Source organism: Natranaerobius thermophilus JW/NM-WN-LF, from assembly GCF_000020005.1.
GTDB lineage: Bacteria > Bacillota > Natranaerobiia > Natranaerobiales > Natranaerobiaceae > Natranaerobius > Natranaerobius thermophilus.
On the sequence record NC_010718.1, the window covers coordinates 2,682,204 to 2,699,024 of the forward strand.

At 37.5% G+C, this 16,821-nt stretch carries 11 protein-coding genes; 1 reads left to right on the forward strand and 10 read right to left on the reverse strand.

All coding sequences use genetic code 11. The features are described from left to right. Positions 1 to 11: 11 nt before the first annotated feature. The gene (locus tag NTHER_RS12630) at positions 12 to 1,139 is read right to left on the reverse strand and encodes a carboxypeptidase-like regulatory domain-containing protein (RefSeq protein WP_012448902.1); all 1,128 of its coding nucleotides are present in this window, start codon (positions 1,137 to 1,139) and stop codon (positions 12 to 14) included. A gap of 150 nt (positions 1,140 to 1,289) precedes the next feature. Beyond that, the gene (locus NTHER_RS12635) at positions 1,290 to 4,820 is read right to left on the reverse strand and encodes a stalk domain-containing protein (protein ID WP_012448903.1); all 3,531 of its coding nucleotides are present in this window, start codon (positions 4,818 to 4,820) and stop codon (positions 1,290 to 1,292) included. 961 nt (positions 4,821 to 5,781) lie between these two features. On the opposite strand from NTHER_RS12635, the gene NTHER_RS12640 reads away from it, so the two are divergent. Beyond that, on the forward strand, positions 5,782 to 7,623 hold the full coding sequence (locus NTHER_RS12640) for a polysaccharide biosynthesis protein (protein WP_012448904.1): 1,842 nt from the start codon (positions 5,782 to 5,784) through the stop codon (positions 7,621 to 7,623). A gap of 114 nt (positions 7,624 to 7,737) precedes the next feature. Here NTHER_RS12640 and NTHER_RS12645 read toward each other — a convergent pair whose 3' ends face one another. The 8 genes from NTHER_RS12645 to NTHER_RS12680 form a co-directional block, all read right to left on the reverse strand. Next, the gene (locus NTHER_RS12645) at positions 7,738 to 8,946 is read right to left on the reverse strand and encodes a radical SAM protein (RefSeq protein ID WP_012448905.1); all 1,209 of its coding nucleotides are present in this window, start codon (positions 8,944 to 8,946) and stop codon (positions 7,738 to 7,740) included. A gap of 125 nt (positions 8,947 to 9,071) precedes the next feature. Further along, a complete protein-coding gene (locus NTHER_RS12650) occupies positions 9,072 to 10,640 on the reverse strand; it encodes a Wzz/FepE/Etk N-terminal domain-containing protein (protein ID WP_012448906.1) in 1,569 nt (522 codons plus the stop codon). Beyond that, positions 10,624 to 11,988 (reverse strand): hypothetical protein, encoded by a 1,365-nt coding sequence (locus tag NTHER_RS12655; protein ID WP_012448907.1) that lies wholly within the window; start codon positions 11,986 to 11,988, stop codon positions 10,624 to 10,626. The genes NTHER_RS12650 and NTHER_RS12655 overlap by 17 nt, the downstream gene beginning before the upstream one ends. A 100-nt stretch (positions 11,989 to 12,088) precedes the next feature. Beyond that, positions 12,089 to 14,443 carry an O-antigen ligase family protein gene (locus tag NTHER_RS12660; RefSeq protein WP_012448908.1) on the reverse strand — a complete coding sequence of 785 codons (2,355 nt, stop codon included), beginning with the start codon at positions 14,441 to 14,443 and terminating at the stop codon, positions 12,089 to 12,091. A 12-nt stretch (positions 14,444 to 14,455) separates the two neighbouring features. Continuing rightward, positions 14,456 to 14,638, reverse strand: a complete 183-nt coding sequence (locus tag NTHER_RS12665) for a hypothetical protein (protein WP_012448909.1) — start codon at positions 14,636 to 14,638, stop codon at positions 14,456 to 14,458. 254 nt (positions 14,639 to 14,892) lie between these two features. After that, positions 14,893 to 15,561, reverse strand: coding sequence for a PIN domain-containing protein (locus tag NTHER_RS12670; RefSeq protein WP_041367171.1), 669 nt, complete (start codon positions 15,559 to 15,561; stop codon positions 14,893 to 14,895). After that, the gene (locus tag NTHER_RS12675; RefSeq protein ID WP_012448911.1) at positions 15,561 to 16,379 is read right to left on the reverse strand and encodes an ImmA/IrrE family metallo-endopeptidase; all 819 of its coding nucleotides are present in this window, start codon (positions 16,377 to 16,379) and stop codon (positions 15,561 to 15,563) included. The genes NTHER_RS12670 and NTHER_RS12675 overlap by 1 nt, the downstream gene beginning before the upstream one ends. Next, positions 16,366 to 16,722 carry a helix-turn-helix transcriptional regulator gene (locus NTHER_RS12680; RefSeq protein WP_012448912.1) on the reverse strand — a complete coding sequence of 119 codons (357 nt, stop codon included), beginning with the start codon at positions 16,720 to 16,722 and terminating at the stop codon, positions 16,366 to 16,368. Before NTHER_RS12680 ends, NTHER_RS12675 begins: the two co-directional genes overlap by 14 nt. Between the last annotated feature and the right edge of the window lie 99 nt (positions 16,723 to 16,821).

A 16,821-nucleotide genomic window follows, 5' to 3' on the forward strand; every position in this document is an offset into this window, starting at 1 on the left:
CTTATTTTTTACTAGTTATTGAAAAGTGGCCCCCAAAACACAGGCCTATTAAATAATTGCAAATCTTTTAGGTTTTCATAGCGACTTTCCTCTTGTGGTTCTACACTTTCCATAGCTTCAAAATCTTCTTTAAGCTCCTGGTCTAGTTCATCATCGGCTTTTTCTACCTGAATATTGATGGGATCGTCAATTAGATCCACAACACTTTCACCATCAAAATTACTGCCTACTTTTAGCTCAAATTCTCCTTCTTCCAAGCTATCAACTGATAAACTTACATAACCGCTTTCATCAACTTTTTCTTTAAATTTCCAAATGTTATTGTTTCTATACGGCGGATCCGCTTCTTTGACTGGCGGTAATTTTCCGTCAATTATTTCAGGATTCAGAAAAATATATTCAAAATCCCGATCTGTTTGAACATAAAACTCCACTTGTTCGCCTTCTTCTAAAGATTCTCTACCTGCTTTAAATTCAATTTTGACCTCTGCGCCTTTACGCAATCCTTTCTCTGCCTGCTCTATGGTTCGGTCTTTTACTTCCAAAGAACTCGCACCACTACTGTAATCAGCAATTTTCCTACCGTAATAAACTTCAATATCTTTATGATCATCCATAGTTAAAGTCAACTCTTCGTCAACATATTCTACATCGTTTATTAATATATATTGAACGCGCCAGTCGGCACCTGGTTCTAAATCAAGTTTCACCTCTTGACCTTTTTCAAAAGTGTTTGAATAACTTCTATTCACTTCTTCACCATTTACGTATAAGCTACCGTTACCAATACAACCTATATTTAAATCGAAGGTATCATCGTCTTCTGAAATACTCACTGGAATAGAAACATCAGAATCACGGACCTGAAATGTTCCCTGGGCCGTTCTAAACTCATCTTTTTTAACTTCGTATTCGTAAATACCGGGAGTGATATCCTCAAAAACTGCCTTTCCTTCTGAACAAGTAGTTTTTTCTCTATCTTTTAAGATAACGGTGGCATTCTCCAAGGCCTCACCATCTTCTTTTGCTTGAAAAGTTACTTCATTTTCTTTATCCATAGCTACAGCTGTTCCCGTAAGCAATGCGGTAACAAGTATCATAACTAGTGCAGCAGCTAATTTTCTGCTTACACAGGACATGGGGCTCTCCCCTCCTTTTAGTTGATATTCATTGGCACATGCAGCCCGTTACTGTGTATCCTTCACTCCTGTAATTCCCCGGCCATTGTCTTATATCTAACAAGAAGAGACCGCCTTTCAGGCGGTCTCTTCATATTTATCTGCATTTAGTTAGTTAACGATTCTTTCGATTTCAATTTCTCTAGTGTCTCCATCCCAATCTACATATGCATCAAAAGCTTCAGCTACAAATCTGATTGGTAGTAGAGCTCTACCTGCATCTTCATCAAGTTCAGGAGCAACATCCATGTCAAATCGGTCTCCGTCAACATATGCTGTAGTTGAATCTAGGTAGAATACTGCAGTAGTTCCGTCTAGTTCAGCAGTTACTGATTCGTCGTCTGCGTCCCAATCAACATCTGCGCCTAGTGCTTCACCAACAGCTCTGAATGGTAGGTAAGTTCTGTTGTTAATAATCGCAGGAGTTGCATCCATAGTGTCTACTTCGCCGTCAGTTATGATAGTTTCTGATCCTTCAGTAAGTGTGATGAAGGTTCTTACTTCACCTTCTTCTAAAGTAACAGTTTCTAAAGTGTCTTCTTCAACTTCTACTGTACCTTCGTAAGTTTCAAAGTCTTCTTTAGCAATTGTGTAGTCATATTCGCCAGCTTCTAGTTCAAGTACTGCTTCTCCGTCTTCATCAGTTACTTCTGTCATGTTAGCGATTTCAATTTCAGCGTCTTCTACAGCTACTTCTTCTTCGTCAAACACTTCAAAGATTACTTCGTAAGTAGCTTCTTCAGTGAAGTCAGCTTCGAATGTCTTAGTCAGTCCTCTTTCAGTTACTACTCTGATGTCATATACTTCGTATTCTTCAGCTTCGATTTCGAAAGTAGCTACTCCGTCTTCGAAGTCTTCTACATCACTGTATGAAATATCTGCAGGTGAAATGATGTTGTATTCTTCGTCATCTTCGTCAGCAGTTCTGTATTCGTCTTGGTCGATCATGTACATAGTTACTGTTCCGTCTTTTTCACCTGGCTCGATATCAGTTACGATTTCTAGTCCTTCTGGGTCGTCACCTACGTAGAACTTATCTTCAGCTTCTAGTTCTTCGTCCAAGTGATAAGCAGTGATTGTAGTTTCGCCAGTGTTTTCGTACTTGATAGTAACTTCTGCGTCATATCTGTCAATAGTTGCTACTGAACCTCTGCTTGAGCTAAATACGATGTCATCGTCACTGTCTGCTTCGTATTCTATTTCCATACCTTGTTCGTCGATTAGTGTAACTTCCATGATGTCGTCTGCATCAAATTCGTACTCGTCGCCCTCTTCGTCAACATATTCGTTAAAGTTAACGATTTGAGGATCCATTTCAATTTCCATGTCAACGATTTCGCCAAATTCAGTTACTTTTACGTCAGTGTAAGCTCTGATAGTAGTGCCAGCTTTTTGAGCTCTTACTTCCCACCAGCCTTCTCTATCGTCTTCATCGATGTCTAATTCGTCCATGTCAACTTCTACTTCTAGTGCTTCTTCGTCAGTGCACCAAGTAACGGTTACACCATCATCGTCTTCGTCGTGTCTGTCTCCATCTACGTCAGTTACTCTCACTTCTAATTCACTTGGATTTTCGATATCGTTTCCATGCTCGTCATAAAGGTTGTAATATACTTCAAATTCGTCTTCTTCGATGTCTGCATACTTAGTTTCTCTTTCAGCCTCGATTAGGTCAGCGTCTCCGGATCGGATTCTTACTTTAGTTTCATCCCACTCAACATCTTCGTCATCCATTTCGTCGCTATCCCAATCTTCTGCGATTGCACGGAATTTATATCTACCGGAGTCGTTCATTTCATAGTCTAGTTCAGCTTCGCCATCTTCGTCAGTTTCTACAGTTCCAATGTTATCCCATTCGTCATCATCCCAGCCGTCGTCTTCGCAGTACTCAAGTTTTTCAAATTCTACATCTTCGTCTTCTACTTCCCAGTTTCCTGCTAGTGCAGTTGCAGTTAGCTCAACATCGTCACCAGCATCAAATACTTTGTAGCCATCAAATATTTCGTCATATTCGTCAACTTCTAATTCTACTGCGTCAATATCTTCAGTTGATTCAAATTCGATTGTTACACCATCGATGCTAGTTTCTTCATCTTCGTATTTGTATAAATCAACATCGATATCTCCTGGTACAGTTGAAGTCACAAAGAGGTCAAAGTCGCCATTAACAGCGTCTACTACTACTCTGTATTCTTCGTCATTGATTTTTGTTACGTCTCTTACATCGCCTTTATCTTCATTAATAGCTCCAGAGTCTTCGCTGAATACTACATAAAACTTGTGAGGTCCATATTCTCTGCTTCCGTCTCTGTCACGGAATCTCGCTTCTATTTCAGCACCGTCTTCTTCACCGTCGCCGATTTCAGTATCTTCATCATAGTCTCTGATTTCAGAAGCAAATGCACTGTAGTCAACAAGGTCGTAGTCTACAACTTCAGTCATAATCACAAGTTCTTCGTCCATGTCTTCTTCTACAGTTACAGTACCTTCTGCCTCTCCATATCCTTCTTTGTTAACTGTGTAGTCATGGTCACCTTCTTTTACATCTTCAAATTCTACTTTTCCATCTTCGTCAGTTTCTTTAGTATCTACGTCTTCAAGCTCAACTTCAGCTGCTTCTAAAGCATCGCCATCAGTGTTTACTACATTAAATGGAACGTCGTACTCGCCTGGTAATTCTTCAACAGCTTCAAAGTCAGCACGAGCTGTGTGATTCTCTTGCTCAGCTCTTAGTCTATACTGATCTTCTACGTCAGGAGTGATTTCTACAGTAATTTTACCTTCTTCAGTTTCACCTGAAGCAGGATCGGCTATGTCTGATCCGAAAGGTACATCAGTGAATTCAAAGTCAACTTTTTCATCAGCTTCTTCTACTACGTCTCCGGCTTCATTAACTAAAGCAAAAGTGATTTCTGAATCTTCGTCCACTACAAAAGTTTCTGGTTTTTCGTGAACTATAAGGTCAGCAACTTCGCTATCTTTTTCAAGACTGAAATCTACAGTCCTAATATCGTCAACTTCTACATCTCCAGTTTTACTTTCATAACCTGTTTTGTCAGCTTCGTAATCATATTCGCCTTCTCTTAAGTCAATAGTTGCTTCACCGTCTTCGTCAGTTGTAATTTGATCATCGTTAATGTCTATTTCTACACCTTCAAGAGCTTCGTCTTCTTCGTCAGTTATATCAAATGTAACAGTGTACTCAGTTGGGTCTATGACATCGATAGTAGCTTTCTTTTCTTCAACTCCATCCACACCTTTAATTGCCATAGCTTCAACTGTAATTTCTAATTCTTCACCATCTTGTAATGTCAAGTCTTCAAAAGTCATAACAACTTCATTGTCAGCAATTTTTTCTACACTTGTAAATTCTTCGTCATCAAGCTCTTCACCAAACTCCCAAGCCTCTGATGATCCAATGAAGTCTTCATTAAATTCATATTCCTCATCGATTTCTAATTCTACTTCTAGTTCGTCGTAATGTCTTTCAGGAATTTCATCTTCTTTTGCTTCAAGGTAAACCGCCTCTGCTACTGAGTCACTTTCTCCATCATCGCTAGCGATAGCAATGCCGCTGAATAGAGTTAAAATCATGGCGAATGTTGTCATGAGTGATAAGGTCTTTTTAAGCGTGTTCGACATGTAAACTTTCCCTCCTTTTGATTTTCCTTATGTTCCTTTAGAACATAAAGCTCTTCAGATCTAACAAGCAATTGGTCGACCAAAATCAATTGGCTTTGTGAAACGATTAAGCTTCCTTCTGACCTTCTCCCATTATCACCCCCTCTATAGGAGTATTTCAATATACTTATGCCGAGATAGCTCGGCTGATACGCACTTTTATAAAGTTTTATGTATTTCTTAAATACATAAGAGAATTAAGCCAAAAGGCATTAACATTCGGAAATTACAGGAGGGAAAGATACACAGGTAACCGTCCACTGTTCAATCCAGTGGCCGCATGCGCCTTGTATCTAACCATCTAAAAACCTCCTATTCAGTTATCAAAGAACTATTAAGGTATTAGTCCGCCTTAAAGTTATTAAACATCCCCGTATTATGGAGATGCTACATTTCCTCTAACATAAAGTATTCTAGCTAAATTTTGAAAGTCCTGCATAATTTTAATAAATACTTTATTAATATGGTAACTACTATATTTTTTGGTTTATCAGGAAAATCATTCCTACGTCCATTCAGACGTAAGCCCCTTGGAGAATGTTCCATGTTTTTTAAAATTTTTCAAAGAAAATTTTAAATCGTTTTTGTTTATCTTTCACTTTACCTCTTGTATAGGGCTGCGATTCAGCGTTTATTTGCTACTTCTAATGCGAAAAAGTATCGTGCGGAAAGTTTATGTATGATTTCCATTATTTACTTAACTCTCTGCTTATTATTTATAATATACGCTACAATTTCTGTCAAGGGTTTTAGTGGTAAATTTCACTATGTTAAAAATCGCTATAACTGGCTAGATATTGTATTTTTTAGCAGGAGTCAATTGTTTTGCAGAGAATTTATAGTTTGGAGGTTTTTTCCTATCAATGAATAAATTATCAATAATAGCTTATCTATAATAATTTAATAAATGGAGTTGATTATTATGACTGCAAAATACATAAAAAGAGGAATCCAGGTCCTAGTAGATATGTATCTGTTCAACCTGGCCTTTATCATGGCACTATTGTTTAGATTCGATGGTTTTGTCCCGGAAGAATACTTGATTATGTATCAGGATAGTTTCTGGTGGATAACGGCAGTATTCATTCTCACTTGTATAGTCTTTCGGCTGTATCACAGATTGTGGTCTTATGCCAGTATTCACGATGTGATAGTCCTGGGAACAGCCATCACCATCGGTTCCATTTCCGTTTATGCAGCTACTGTTGCTTTAGACATGATGTTTCCCAGAAGCATTTATCTTATCTCCTTATTTTTGAACCTGGTATTTCTCGGAGGATATCGGCTGGGCTTTCGAGTCCTCAATATATATAAACGGTTTGGCTTGAGTCCTCTAAAAAAGCAAAAACCCAAAAATAGAAAAAACGTACTAATAGTAGGTGCTGGAGATGCCGGCAATATGGCTCTAAAGGAATTAAACCAACACCAGCTAGACCTCTCAGTAAATATTGTTGGTTTTTTGGATGATGACCAGGAAAAACAGGGTTGTCGTGTGAACGGAGTCAAAGTTCTAGGTTCTACCGATGAACTTGTTAAAATCTCCAAGAAAAAAGATGTAGACGAAGTTGTAATTGCCATGCCTTCAGCTCCTCAACAGGTGATTCGCTATCTCATAAAAACTTGTAGCGATTATTCTATTAAAACTAAGATTATACCCGCTGTTCATGACTTAATTTCTGGTAGGGTTTCTATCAATCATTTAAGAGAAGTAGAAATCGAAGACCTTTTGAAAAGGGATCCCATCGAACTGGATATAAATCAAATTGCCGGTTATTTAACTAATAAAGTGGTCTTGGTTACAGGGGCCGGAGGCTCCATCGGTTCGGAACTCGTCAGGCAGATTGCCAACTTTAATCCTCAAACTATATTACTTTTAGGACACGGTGAAAACAGTATTTTCGAAATTTATAGAGAAATGGTAGAAAAATTTCCTAAAAATAGATTGGTACCCATCATTGCCGATGTTAAAGACAGGGAAAAAATATTTCAAATCGCCAAAGATTACGAGCCCGATGTAGTATTTCACGCCGCCGCACATAAACACGTGCCATTAATGGAACAAAATCCAGAAGAAGCCATTAAAAACAATATCTACGGCACAAAAAACCTGGTAGATGCAGCTCATCACCATAAATCCCAGCGCTTTGTATTGGTTTCCACAGATAAAGCCGTTAACCCCACTAGTGTCATGGGAGCTACTAAACGAGTTGCAGAACTAATCGTAGAAAACATGGCTCAAACAAGTGAAACCAAATATACAGCTGTCAGGTTTGGTAATGTCTTGGGAAGCAGAGGTAGTGTGATACCTCACTTTAAGGAACAGATCAGTAAAGGTGGGCCAGTCACAATTACCCACCCCGAAATGACAAGATACTTCATGACAATTCCTGAAGCTTCCCAGTTAGTCATAGAGGCCGGAGGAATGAGTAAAGGCGGAGAGATTTATGTACTAGATATGGGGCAACCGGTAAAAATTGTTGACCTGGCAAAAGATCTAATCAAATTGTCCGGGCTGGAGCCGGAAAAGGATATTAAATTAAGCTATACCGGAATAAGGCCTGGAGAAAAACTCTACGAAGAACTCCTGACAGAAAAGGAAAATGTCTCCAAGACAAAACATGACAAAATTTACATCACTGACAATACGGTTTCCGATACAAATGAAATGAAAAAAGAACTACATGCCATGGAGGAAATAATAGCTGCAGATTTAACTTTCTTAGAAAAACAGCTCCTACAAGAATCGAAAACTGGAACTGAATAGGTAGGTAGTTGACAAATAAAAAACCTAGAATTCTGGACCATGCCATACATAAGTTTTAGCAGTCCAGATTCTAGGTTTTTCTTATTTTAAATTTTGTACTAGCTTTTTGTTGGCTTAAGAATATTGCTTACAAAAAGCATTTATAAATGCTTTTTGTAAATCCTCATCGTATCCCAAGCAACTACAAGCGCCACATTGAGTTTGAATATTATCAAGAAGTTCCGGATTTTCTTGATATATCATTTGGAAAGCTTTGCCTATAGCCATATTTTCAATTTCCATATACCTTGATAGTACTAATAAGGAGTGATAAACTTTTCTCGTTAATCCAAAACGCCCATCTGAACGTGGGTTATTAATACCATCTATTATTGATACCAAGGATTCTTCATAAATATCACCTACAGGATAAGCATGATTCCCACATGTATAAACTATCCCATCACAATCTATAAATAAATCCCCATGGTGCTTTCCACCATCGTAGGCATTCTCTCTGGGAATGAAATGTGGGCATTCAATATCAAATAAATCTTCACCTTTTTTATTCTCTAAAATATCATCATCAAATTTCTCTGCATCTCCGATACTGGCTACATTTAAATGTCTTAAAAATACTTGTCCTTTTTCATTTTCATATACTTTACTATTAGTAGATTTTTCTTTTAAGTTCATCCCCAACTTATTCATAACGTCTTCTACGATTTGATTTGTATATTCATCTAGTGAACCACTTGAAGTCGCCGTCACTCTCAGTTGATAGCCAATTGCATCTAAAGAGTGTTTTTTGCCATAGCCCTCATTTAAAAATTCATTAATCGCTCTTGATACAGCTTCTGTAGGAACAGCATTATATACATCTGAATAGACATTTTGAAGGGTTGTATGACTACTATCCACACTGAAATATACCCTAATAACACCGGCATCCTTTAATGATTTTACTATCTGTTTTGTATTCAGATTAAATAATCCAGCTCTATTAAGTATTTCCTGATTTTGTTTTTTATAATTACCATAAGCTCCTATAAGACCACCATTTGTTATAACCGTTGGAAGTAAACCCCTTTCAGATGAGTAGTCAGACAATTTTAATAAATTCTCATACTCCATTAAAGGTTCACCGCCAGTCCAATAAACACCAATCATCCCAATATCAGAAGCTTCATCAATAAGTTGCTTTATTTTATCTACAGAAAGTTGTTCATTTACACCATCATTCCTATTTCTTGTTGTTTTATTAAGACAAATTGGACAGTCATTATTACATTTGGGGGTTAAAGCTATTTTCAGTTGTGCTGTAGGCTTAAACAGTTTAGTCATAGTATTATCAACTCCACCCTAGCTAAAAATTACCTAGAATCATGGACCTTATTAATAAATAAAGTCCAGATTCTAGGTTTTGTTCACACTAAAAGATTATAGTATTTAATCTCATATATAGCATACTATTCTTTTTTATTTCTATCCGTTCTTGTCCAAAACTCGTGGAAGAAAGACCCGAAGACTCCGATCATGAGACCAAGGACAGCTCCCAGGGCCACATTCAACTGCAGGTTACCTCCTTCAGTTCCTGCAAAGGGCATCCTGGCATAGCTGATTCCTTCCCGGGCTCGTTCTTCATAGTATTCTTCCATCATATTATTGTGTATATTTACCAAGCGGTTTAAATCAGCTACTAATCGGGAAATATCCGTATCTACCTGCTCTTTAAGCTCTTCCAAGTCCATACCTGAGCCGGGATTATTTCCTTCATTGTCATCCTCTAAGTTATCATTATTGTCTAAATTGTCAACTGAGTTATCCTCTACATCATCACTATTCTTAGCAGCCTTAGCAGCTTCCATCCGTTCAATATCTCTTTCCAAACGTTGGATTTCGTATTTTTTATCTATGGAATCATCGGCAGCTTCCAAGGAAACCTCTAACAGCTGGGGATAGAAGTTATCGGCATACAACTTATCGTAAATCTCTCCCAGTAGATCGTGATCCCCTTCTTCAATCACACTGGGGAACATGCTGGGAAGATCTCCCGTCCTCAACTGATCGGCATCTCCTAGAAGTTCTCTGACATGATCGGCTTCTCTTTGTTTTTTCTCTTCTTCTCTTTCTAGTTCATCTATCATTTGACTGTATCTCGTTATGGCTCTTTCAGGGTCCTTTGAAAGAGCATTGGTCCTGATGGCAGCTGATATATCCTGATACTGAGTTTCTTCTAGGGATTCTAAATCCCTTAACAAGTCATGAAAGGACATTCCGTAAGTTGAAGAATAAAATTCATCTATGGGAGTTTCTGCAAATTCTTCCTCATCATCTGCTTCCTCAAGGAGTTCCTCTATATGATCTTGAAACATTCCTTGATATGAACGCAAATTCCTGGCTATAAAAGGATAGTCCATATCTAAAAATTCTTCATGATCTTCCGTCAACCTAGGAAAGGGAGGTCTTTCGATAAATTCACTAGTATATTCCTGTTGATACACATCTATTACCCGGGAAATAATCTGTCTCTTGAGCTGTGTTGACATTTCGATATCTTCATGCTCATAGATGGTAAGTTGATATTGATGTGCCGGTTCTGTTTCTTCATCGTCATCATCTACGGGATAATACAGTTCTTCCACCTCTAATACCTCTCGGAGTTCACGAACTCCCAGATCATACCTGTCAAGCTCCAAATCTTCCACTACCCGGGACAAAACATAGGGAGATATAATATCTGAGGTGGAAAAAGCTTCTCCACTAGGGTATTCTCCCTGCTCTATTTCATCAAATTCCATATCCAATATGGTTGCCACATAGGGCTCACGGATTAACAAAGTGAATATCCCTGCTAAAAAGACAGCTACGGCCATAATCCCTGCAATAAGCCATTTGCGTTTTAGAAGGACTTCGATCAGTTCCCGCAGGTCTATCTCCTGCTCACCAAAGTCCTGATTTTCTTGGACGGTATGATCTTGTCTCTCTTGATTTTCTTGGCTTTGTTTTTGTTGATTGTTTTTATCCTGTTTTGTCATTGTCTTTCTCCCCCGTATCCATAAAGGCATCTTTTTGATTAGAAACCACTCGGCTAATATCTCTCCGGTACTCTTTAACTATTGCCGCTCCCAGACCGGCAAAGGCTCCCATTACTCCAAACAATCCTAAATTTATAATTATACTTCTCACGCCCCGTTCTCTAGGGCCTTGAGTAATCTGCACCGTATCTTCACCGGCCAGTAACTCCCTTCTCATATCTTCAACGGCTTGTACATAATAATCCAAGTCCGATAAAACTCCGTCGATTTCCTCATTTACTTCTTGCATGGCCTGTTCCGCTTCTTCTCCCTCGGCTATATCTCCGGCTTCAATGCCTTCCATAATGTCACGGTAGTACTCCAAATCTACATTCAAGGCTTGGGCTTCTACCCCGGCATCTAGGGATCGTTCTAAAAGTTCCGGTATGTAATCCTGGCGAAGAAGGTCCTGGATAATGTTTTCGCTATCTTCACCTTCCTCAATGTCATACTCCTCTTCCAGGTCAAATTCACCATCTTCTATCTGGCTCAGTAAATCTCTGGCATAGTCAGAGCGTTCCTCGTATTCCGCTATCTCTACTTCCAGATCCTCAACCAAGTTCTGATATCTTCTCAAAGTGACATCAGGATCTGTGGTGAGATTGTGCTCTTTTATAATGGCCCTGATCTCGCCTATTTTAGTTTCTTTCAGGTCCTCAAGATGATAGGCCATATCGCTGAATGTATATCCATGTTCTTGAGATTGGAAACTGGGATTTCGCATTTCATAAACCTCTACGTTATCGGCTAACATATTTACCTGATGCTCTAAAACCATGGGGACAAAGGGATAATCATCTCTCAGTACCTCTTCCACATCACTTTTAAAAGAATCTGATAAAGGATGTTCCATACCAAGTTCTATTCCATGGGCCTGTTCAAATTGATCCACTATGGCCTGTAACAGCTGATACTGTTCCTCCTGGCTTAGGTCAAGAGCTTCCCCGTCGATTATATTAATTCTATATTCATTGGGATGGAATTCATCTACTGCATCACTGGTTCTTCCTCGAAGTTCTTCAGGAATATAACCCTCAACCTCTAAATGGAGAAATAGCTCCCTTCTAGAAAGTTGATCATCCAATCCTGTTTCTTCAAGGGCTCCTTCAAGCACTTCATCACTCAAGAAGTCATTTTTATCAAAACTGCTTCCATCGGGATATTCTCCTTGATGGATATTCTCAAACATGAGATTAGCAGTCACACTGCTATAACTGTCTCCAAGACTGTGAAAGTGATATCCCAGTCCCAGAAGAAGAAACACTATTATTATGGCTATAATTAATTTTAGTTGTCTAAATACCAGCATCGCACTACACCTTTCTTGTTTGGTTTAAATTGGTTTCCATACATCTATTCAACACGCATCGGGATTTTCCTTCCATTTAGGCCACATTTTGGGTGGTAAACTAGTCTAAAAGCTCTTGCAACTCCTGGTATTGTTCTTGATACTCTTCATGGTCATCCTCATCCTCTTCCATTTCCGCTCTGACTTCTTCATAGCTCTCGTCATCTTCTAGCTCATGATACATTATCGCCATGTAGGGAAGTTTGTCCCCTGACCTGGACAATTCAATATACTCTTTGAAATCTAGAGCTCTTTCATATTCTTCTAAAAGCACATAAGCTTTAAAGATAAAGCTATCAAATTCATCTGTTTGATCTTTGTGCTCTAAGAATACATCTCTAAACTCTATCACTTCTTCTAAATAGTCCGTTCCTTCTTCCACATTACCATCCTGTAAGCTGTTTTCTCCTAGATTCAAAAGAGCTTCAGCATATAGCAAGTACCCATCTTTGTAATAGGGCTGGACTTGAGTACCTCTCTCTAAAAGTTCCAGACCTCTATCTATTTGATTTGCTCTGATTAACAGCTCACCAAGTTCTCTGTGAACAGCTCCTGATTCAGGATTGAGTTCATAACCTTGTTCAGCGGTTTCTACAGCTTTTTCAAGATATTGCATCTCCCCGGTATGTTGATACATTCCTTCATAGACCATTGCTAAATCAAAGTGAAAATCAGAATTCAAGGTATCTCTAGTAATAGCCCTTTCTAAACTTGATATGGCTACATCTAGTTCACCTTCCTGTAAAGCTGCAGCACCGTGCCTACCATCTCGGTATCCGAAATACACCATGGTGGAATAAAACAACATAATAGCTGTAACTAAGAGCATCACATAGGGTGCAATATTATTAACCACTTCCAGCCTGGTCTCACCGGAGAATATCCCCTGTTTTTTCCTTGATTTTTTGGGCTTTTTCTTGGAAGCTGTTTTCTTAGAAACACTTTCATCTATATCCCCTACTCTGTTTCCAACCGCATCATTGTAATAAAAAGTCAATAAGCCGAATAAAGCCCAGAGATAAACTGCCACTGCCGGAAGAGACAGGTTAAAATCAATCATGCTGTGTCCACCCAGGGCAAAAGCAGCTACAAATATCCCACTGGCAGGATAGTAGTTTTCCGGTTTCTTTCTCCATATCATGTAAAACTGATATATAAGGCCAACCCAGATGGCACTAAAGATCAACATACCGGGAATACCTGTTTCCACACCAACTTGAAAGATATGACTGTGAACTTCCGTAGCCCAGTAATCCCGTTCCATATATCTGTGATAAAGGGGTTCCCATCCCCCTCCACCGGCACCAAGTATAGGACTGTCCTTTATCATGGCCCAGGCCGTTTCCATGAGTTCCCCTCTTGTGCCAAGACCTGTTTCTCGAAAGTCTATGGCCTCTACCCTGCTTTGTACTTGTTCGGGCATGTAATCCATAGCTTTTTCATAATTTGTGGCACCATATATGGAAACACTTAAAATTATAACTGCTAAAATACCAATAAAACCGTAGTGAACCGATTTATTGTTTAACTTGCCAATCCCCTCAAAGAAATAGGAAAAGACAAAGGTTAAAGCCATAGAAGCCAGAGTACCTAAAACCACATACAACCATCCAACTGCCACATCTTCCTGGATAGCATCCCATATAGGAATAGCAGTGATTAAAAAAACGATCCCCGGAATCAGTGCATATATAAAAGCATTAATAAACCTTCTGAAATTTAGAACCCAAAACAGTAATAAAACTACAGGGAAAAACAACCATGCTCCCCGAGACATGGTAAATACAAAGGTTATGAGAATGAAATGAGCCGCTCCACCGAAGATTGATTTTATAAAGGATTGTTTTTCATCCATTACTCGTGATAAAGCTACAAAAAAACCGGCTGTTAAAAAGGAGGCAGCAGTATTGGGGTATTGAAGGCTGGTAAAAATTCTTCTACCCCACCTTCCCATGGCCCCGGGATATTCAAAAGTCTCAAAACCCGCTCCAAGTCCTACAAAGGATACTCCAACGGCAGCTACTACTAAAGCATACATTAACCACTGGATAGTTTTTTGTGTGGGAAGCCGAGAAACAATTAAATAAATCATAAAATAATTGGCTACTTTAAACAATTCCAGAACTGCCTCTCTAGGTGTTACTGCTCCAAAAATATTGATGAGATAAATAAAACAAAAAGCCAATAATATAAAATCAACTGGAGATTGTAATAGTTTTTCTTTTCTAGTGGCTAAATTATAGACTAAGAAAATCCCAAAAAAGAGAAAGCTCAGAACATTATAAAAAAGTAGCTCCATATCAAAAAATAATCCCCGGTAAAATGGGGGATATACTAGCAAAATGGCAGTAACAAATAATAAAATATATAAGGCAATGTTATTTTTATCATTAGCTAAGGTTTTTTTAGGTCCCATAATTTTCACCACCTAAGACGCCTGAATAACTCTATAAGAAGAATATATCAATAAGCTAGAAACTAAAGCCAGGCCTCCTACTACTGTAACAGGATAATTATGTAAGTTGTAAATACCAACATATAATAATAGCCCCATTAATAGAAAAATAATTACATTTATAATTGCAAATTTTAACTTATTAAATATTTCCAAGATATCACCTCCAAATACTGCAGCATAAATTTGGCATAAAAAATCCAATAATGTTCAGTATGCTATGACATATCTAACTACCAATTATTATAAATTCTTCTAAAACAGACAATTTCCTCCCTGCTAATCAAAATTATCCAAGATTTTCATTTAAAACAGTTAAAAAAGTTGAAATCATTACAAAATAATTATTGCTAAAACCTCTATGTAAAATAGTTAGAAAAATAATAAGAAAAGGAACTTATTATTTTTTCTCAATTATTTTCTATGACTTTTTGTAATTTTTTCATTTTCTGTTTAGCATTAATATTATTACTATCACAATATTCTTTCATCCAGGTCTTTTCAGCTTCATCATAAGGGCTTGTCCAAAACCTTCTTATAAAAGCCTTCACCTTTGATTCAATGTCAATATTCAAACATGATACCTCACAGACCAAATTAAAATGACTTAATAAGTTTTCAGCAGTTAATTTTCCATCCAAATAATCAATGAATAAAAGTTCATAAAAAGCCAGGGGAATAACATCCGATTCTGCTTCTCTCATTAATGTATAATGTGGCCCTTTCTCTTTAATATCATCAGTGACTAAGCAAATACAACCTAGAATTTTTGCCAAAGAAATAGCATAAATTTCACCTAAATCACAATCGTCAAAAATAATTCTATAGTCTCGAACAAGATTGTCAAATAATTTAAACAACCCATTGTCACGAATATATTTATCATCTATCATTTCTATCCTACCTTGTTTACAATCCTGATCGAATAAAGACAAAATTTCATCATCTGCATGTCGTTCTAATTCATGTGTTCTAATAAATTCATAAATAACAACATTTTTAAATCTTTTAAATAAAACACTCTGCATGTCAGCTTTGTATAAATGGATGATCACGTTTGTATCGAGTGACGCCTGCATCATTCCATCCTCCCAATTAGATCATCTAGTTCTTCTTTTTCCTTTTCTTGTAGTTGTTCTTGTTCATCAACGAAAACTAGATCGTCTAAGTTTACTTTCACATAACTCAAAGCTTTTCTGGCGCTTTCCTCAGATATGAGTTTATTATGATAATTAGTAATCACCCATTCTAAAAATTCATCAGGGATTTTAATTTTTTCAGCTGCTTTACACAAGTCACTATTCCCACTAATAGCGGTTAATAATCTGGTAGCCGTCTTTTCTGCTTTTTCCGAATATAATTTATTTAACAGTGACTCGTTTAGTATACCTAAAAATTTCAGTCTATATAAAACCATGTCATAACTTACATTAAAAGTCGTTTGGATCCGTGCAATATCCCAACCAGTCCATAAGTGGGGAGGTTTATCATTAAGTACCAATTTCATAAATTTATTGACCTTATCATCGGGCATCAAAAGACAGGCCGCAAAATAATTAGCTTCTGTTTCAGACTCATATCTTTCTTCTAAATCATTATCTTTTATCATCGTTATCCCGTGCTCTGATAAGTGAAGTTTTTGATGTCCCAGTTCATGTGCAGCAGTGAAGATTTCTCGCGACAAAATACTTGAAGAATTTGTAAATATAATCTTATCCGTATCCTTTACTAAAGAAAATCCGAGCAAAGCATATTTCCCAATGGGATATCTAATAACTTTAACTCCAAGTTTTTCTAATGCATCAAAAATATTTTCAAATCCATAATCTGTCACATTGCTTTCATTTCTTACATTGTCAACTAATTTTTCTATCTCAAGTCTTCTACTTTTGTCCATTATCATCAACCTCTTTCAAACTGTTATACAACCTCCTGTGGGCATAAAAAGTATTGATCATGTCATTTATAAAATTAAATTGATCATCAGCATAATTAGCCCCATTCACTCTGTACATAGGCTGACTATTTTCCTCGTCTTCAATAACACTAGTTATTTCACGGGGAGAAATTTGTAAGATCCGCGCTATATCTAATATATTAGAATAAGATATATCTACTAAACCTTTCTCAATTCTAGCAATTTTCTGCCTAGAACAGTTCATTTTGAACGCAATCTCTTCTTGAGTTTTACCCGCTGACTCTCGCAAGACTCTAATTTGCTCACCTAGTATTCCATTCAATAGACCCACCTCCTTTGACTATATTATACTTCATTGTATACTAAAGTCAACATTTTTGTTACAAATATGCAACATTTATCAGTTATTTTACCAAGTCCA

What these genes read in the sequence shown, in the direction of transcription:
- NTHER_RS12670 (WP_041367171.1), bottom strand. Translation starts at nt 15,561, where the DNA reads ATGCAGGCGTCACTCGATACAAACGTGATCATCCATTTATACAAAGCT.
- NTHER_RS12660 (WP_012448908.1), bottom strand. Translation starts at nt 14,443, where the DNA reads ATGGGACCTAAAAAAACCTTAGCTAATGATAAAAATAACATTGCCTTA.
- NTHER_RS12635 (WP_012448903.1), bottom strand. Translation starts at nt 4,820, where the DNA reads ATGTCGAACACGCTTAAAAAGACCTTATCACTCATGACAACATTCGCC.
- NTHER_RS12650 (WP_012448906.1), bottom strand. Translation starts at nt 10,640, where the DNA reads ATGACAAAACAGGATAAAAACAATCAACAAAAACAAAGCCAAGAAAAT.
- NTHER_RS12640 (WP_012448904.1), top strand. Translation starts at nt 5,782, where the DNA reads ATGACTGCAAAATACATAAAAAGAGGAATCCAGGTCCTAGTAGATATG.
- NTHER_RS12630 (WP_012448902.1), bottom strand. Translation starts at nt 1,139, where the DNA reads ATGTCCTGTGTAAGCAGAAAATTAGCTGCTGCACTAGTTATGATACTT.
- NTHER_RS12655 (WP_012448907.1), bottom strand. Translation starts at nt 11,988, where the DNA reads ATGCTGGTATTTAGACAACTAAAATTAATTATAGCCATAATAATAGTG.
- NTHER_RS12675 (WP_012448911.1), bottom strand. Translation starts at nt 16,379, where the DNA reads ATGGACAAAAGTAGAAGACTTGAGATAGAAAAATTAGTTGACAATGTA.
- NTHER_RS12645 (WP_012448905.1), bottom strand. Translation starts at nt 8,946, where the DNA reads ATGACTAAACTGTTTAAGCCTACAGCACAACTGAAAATAGCTTTAACC.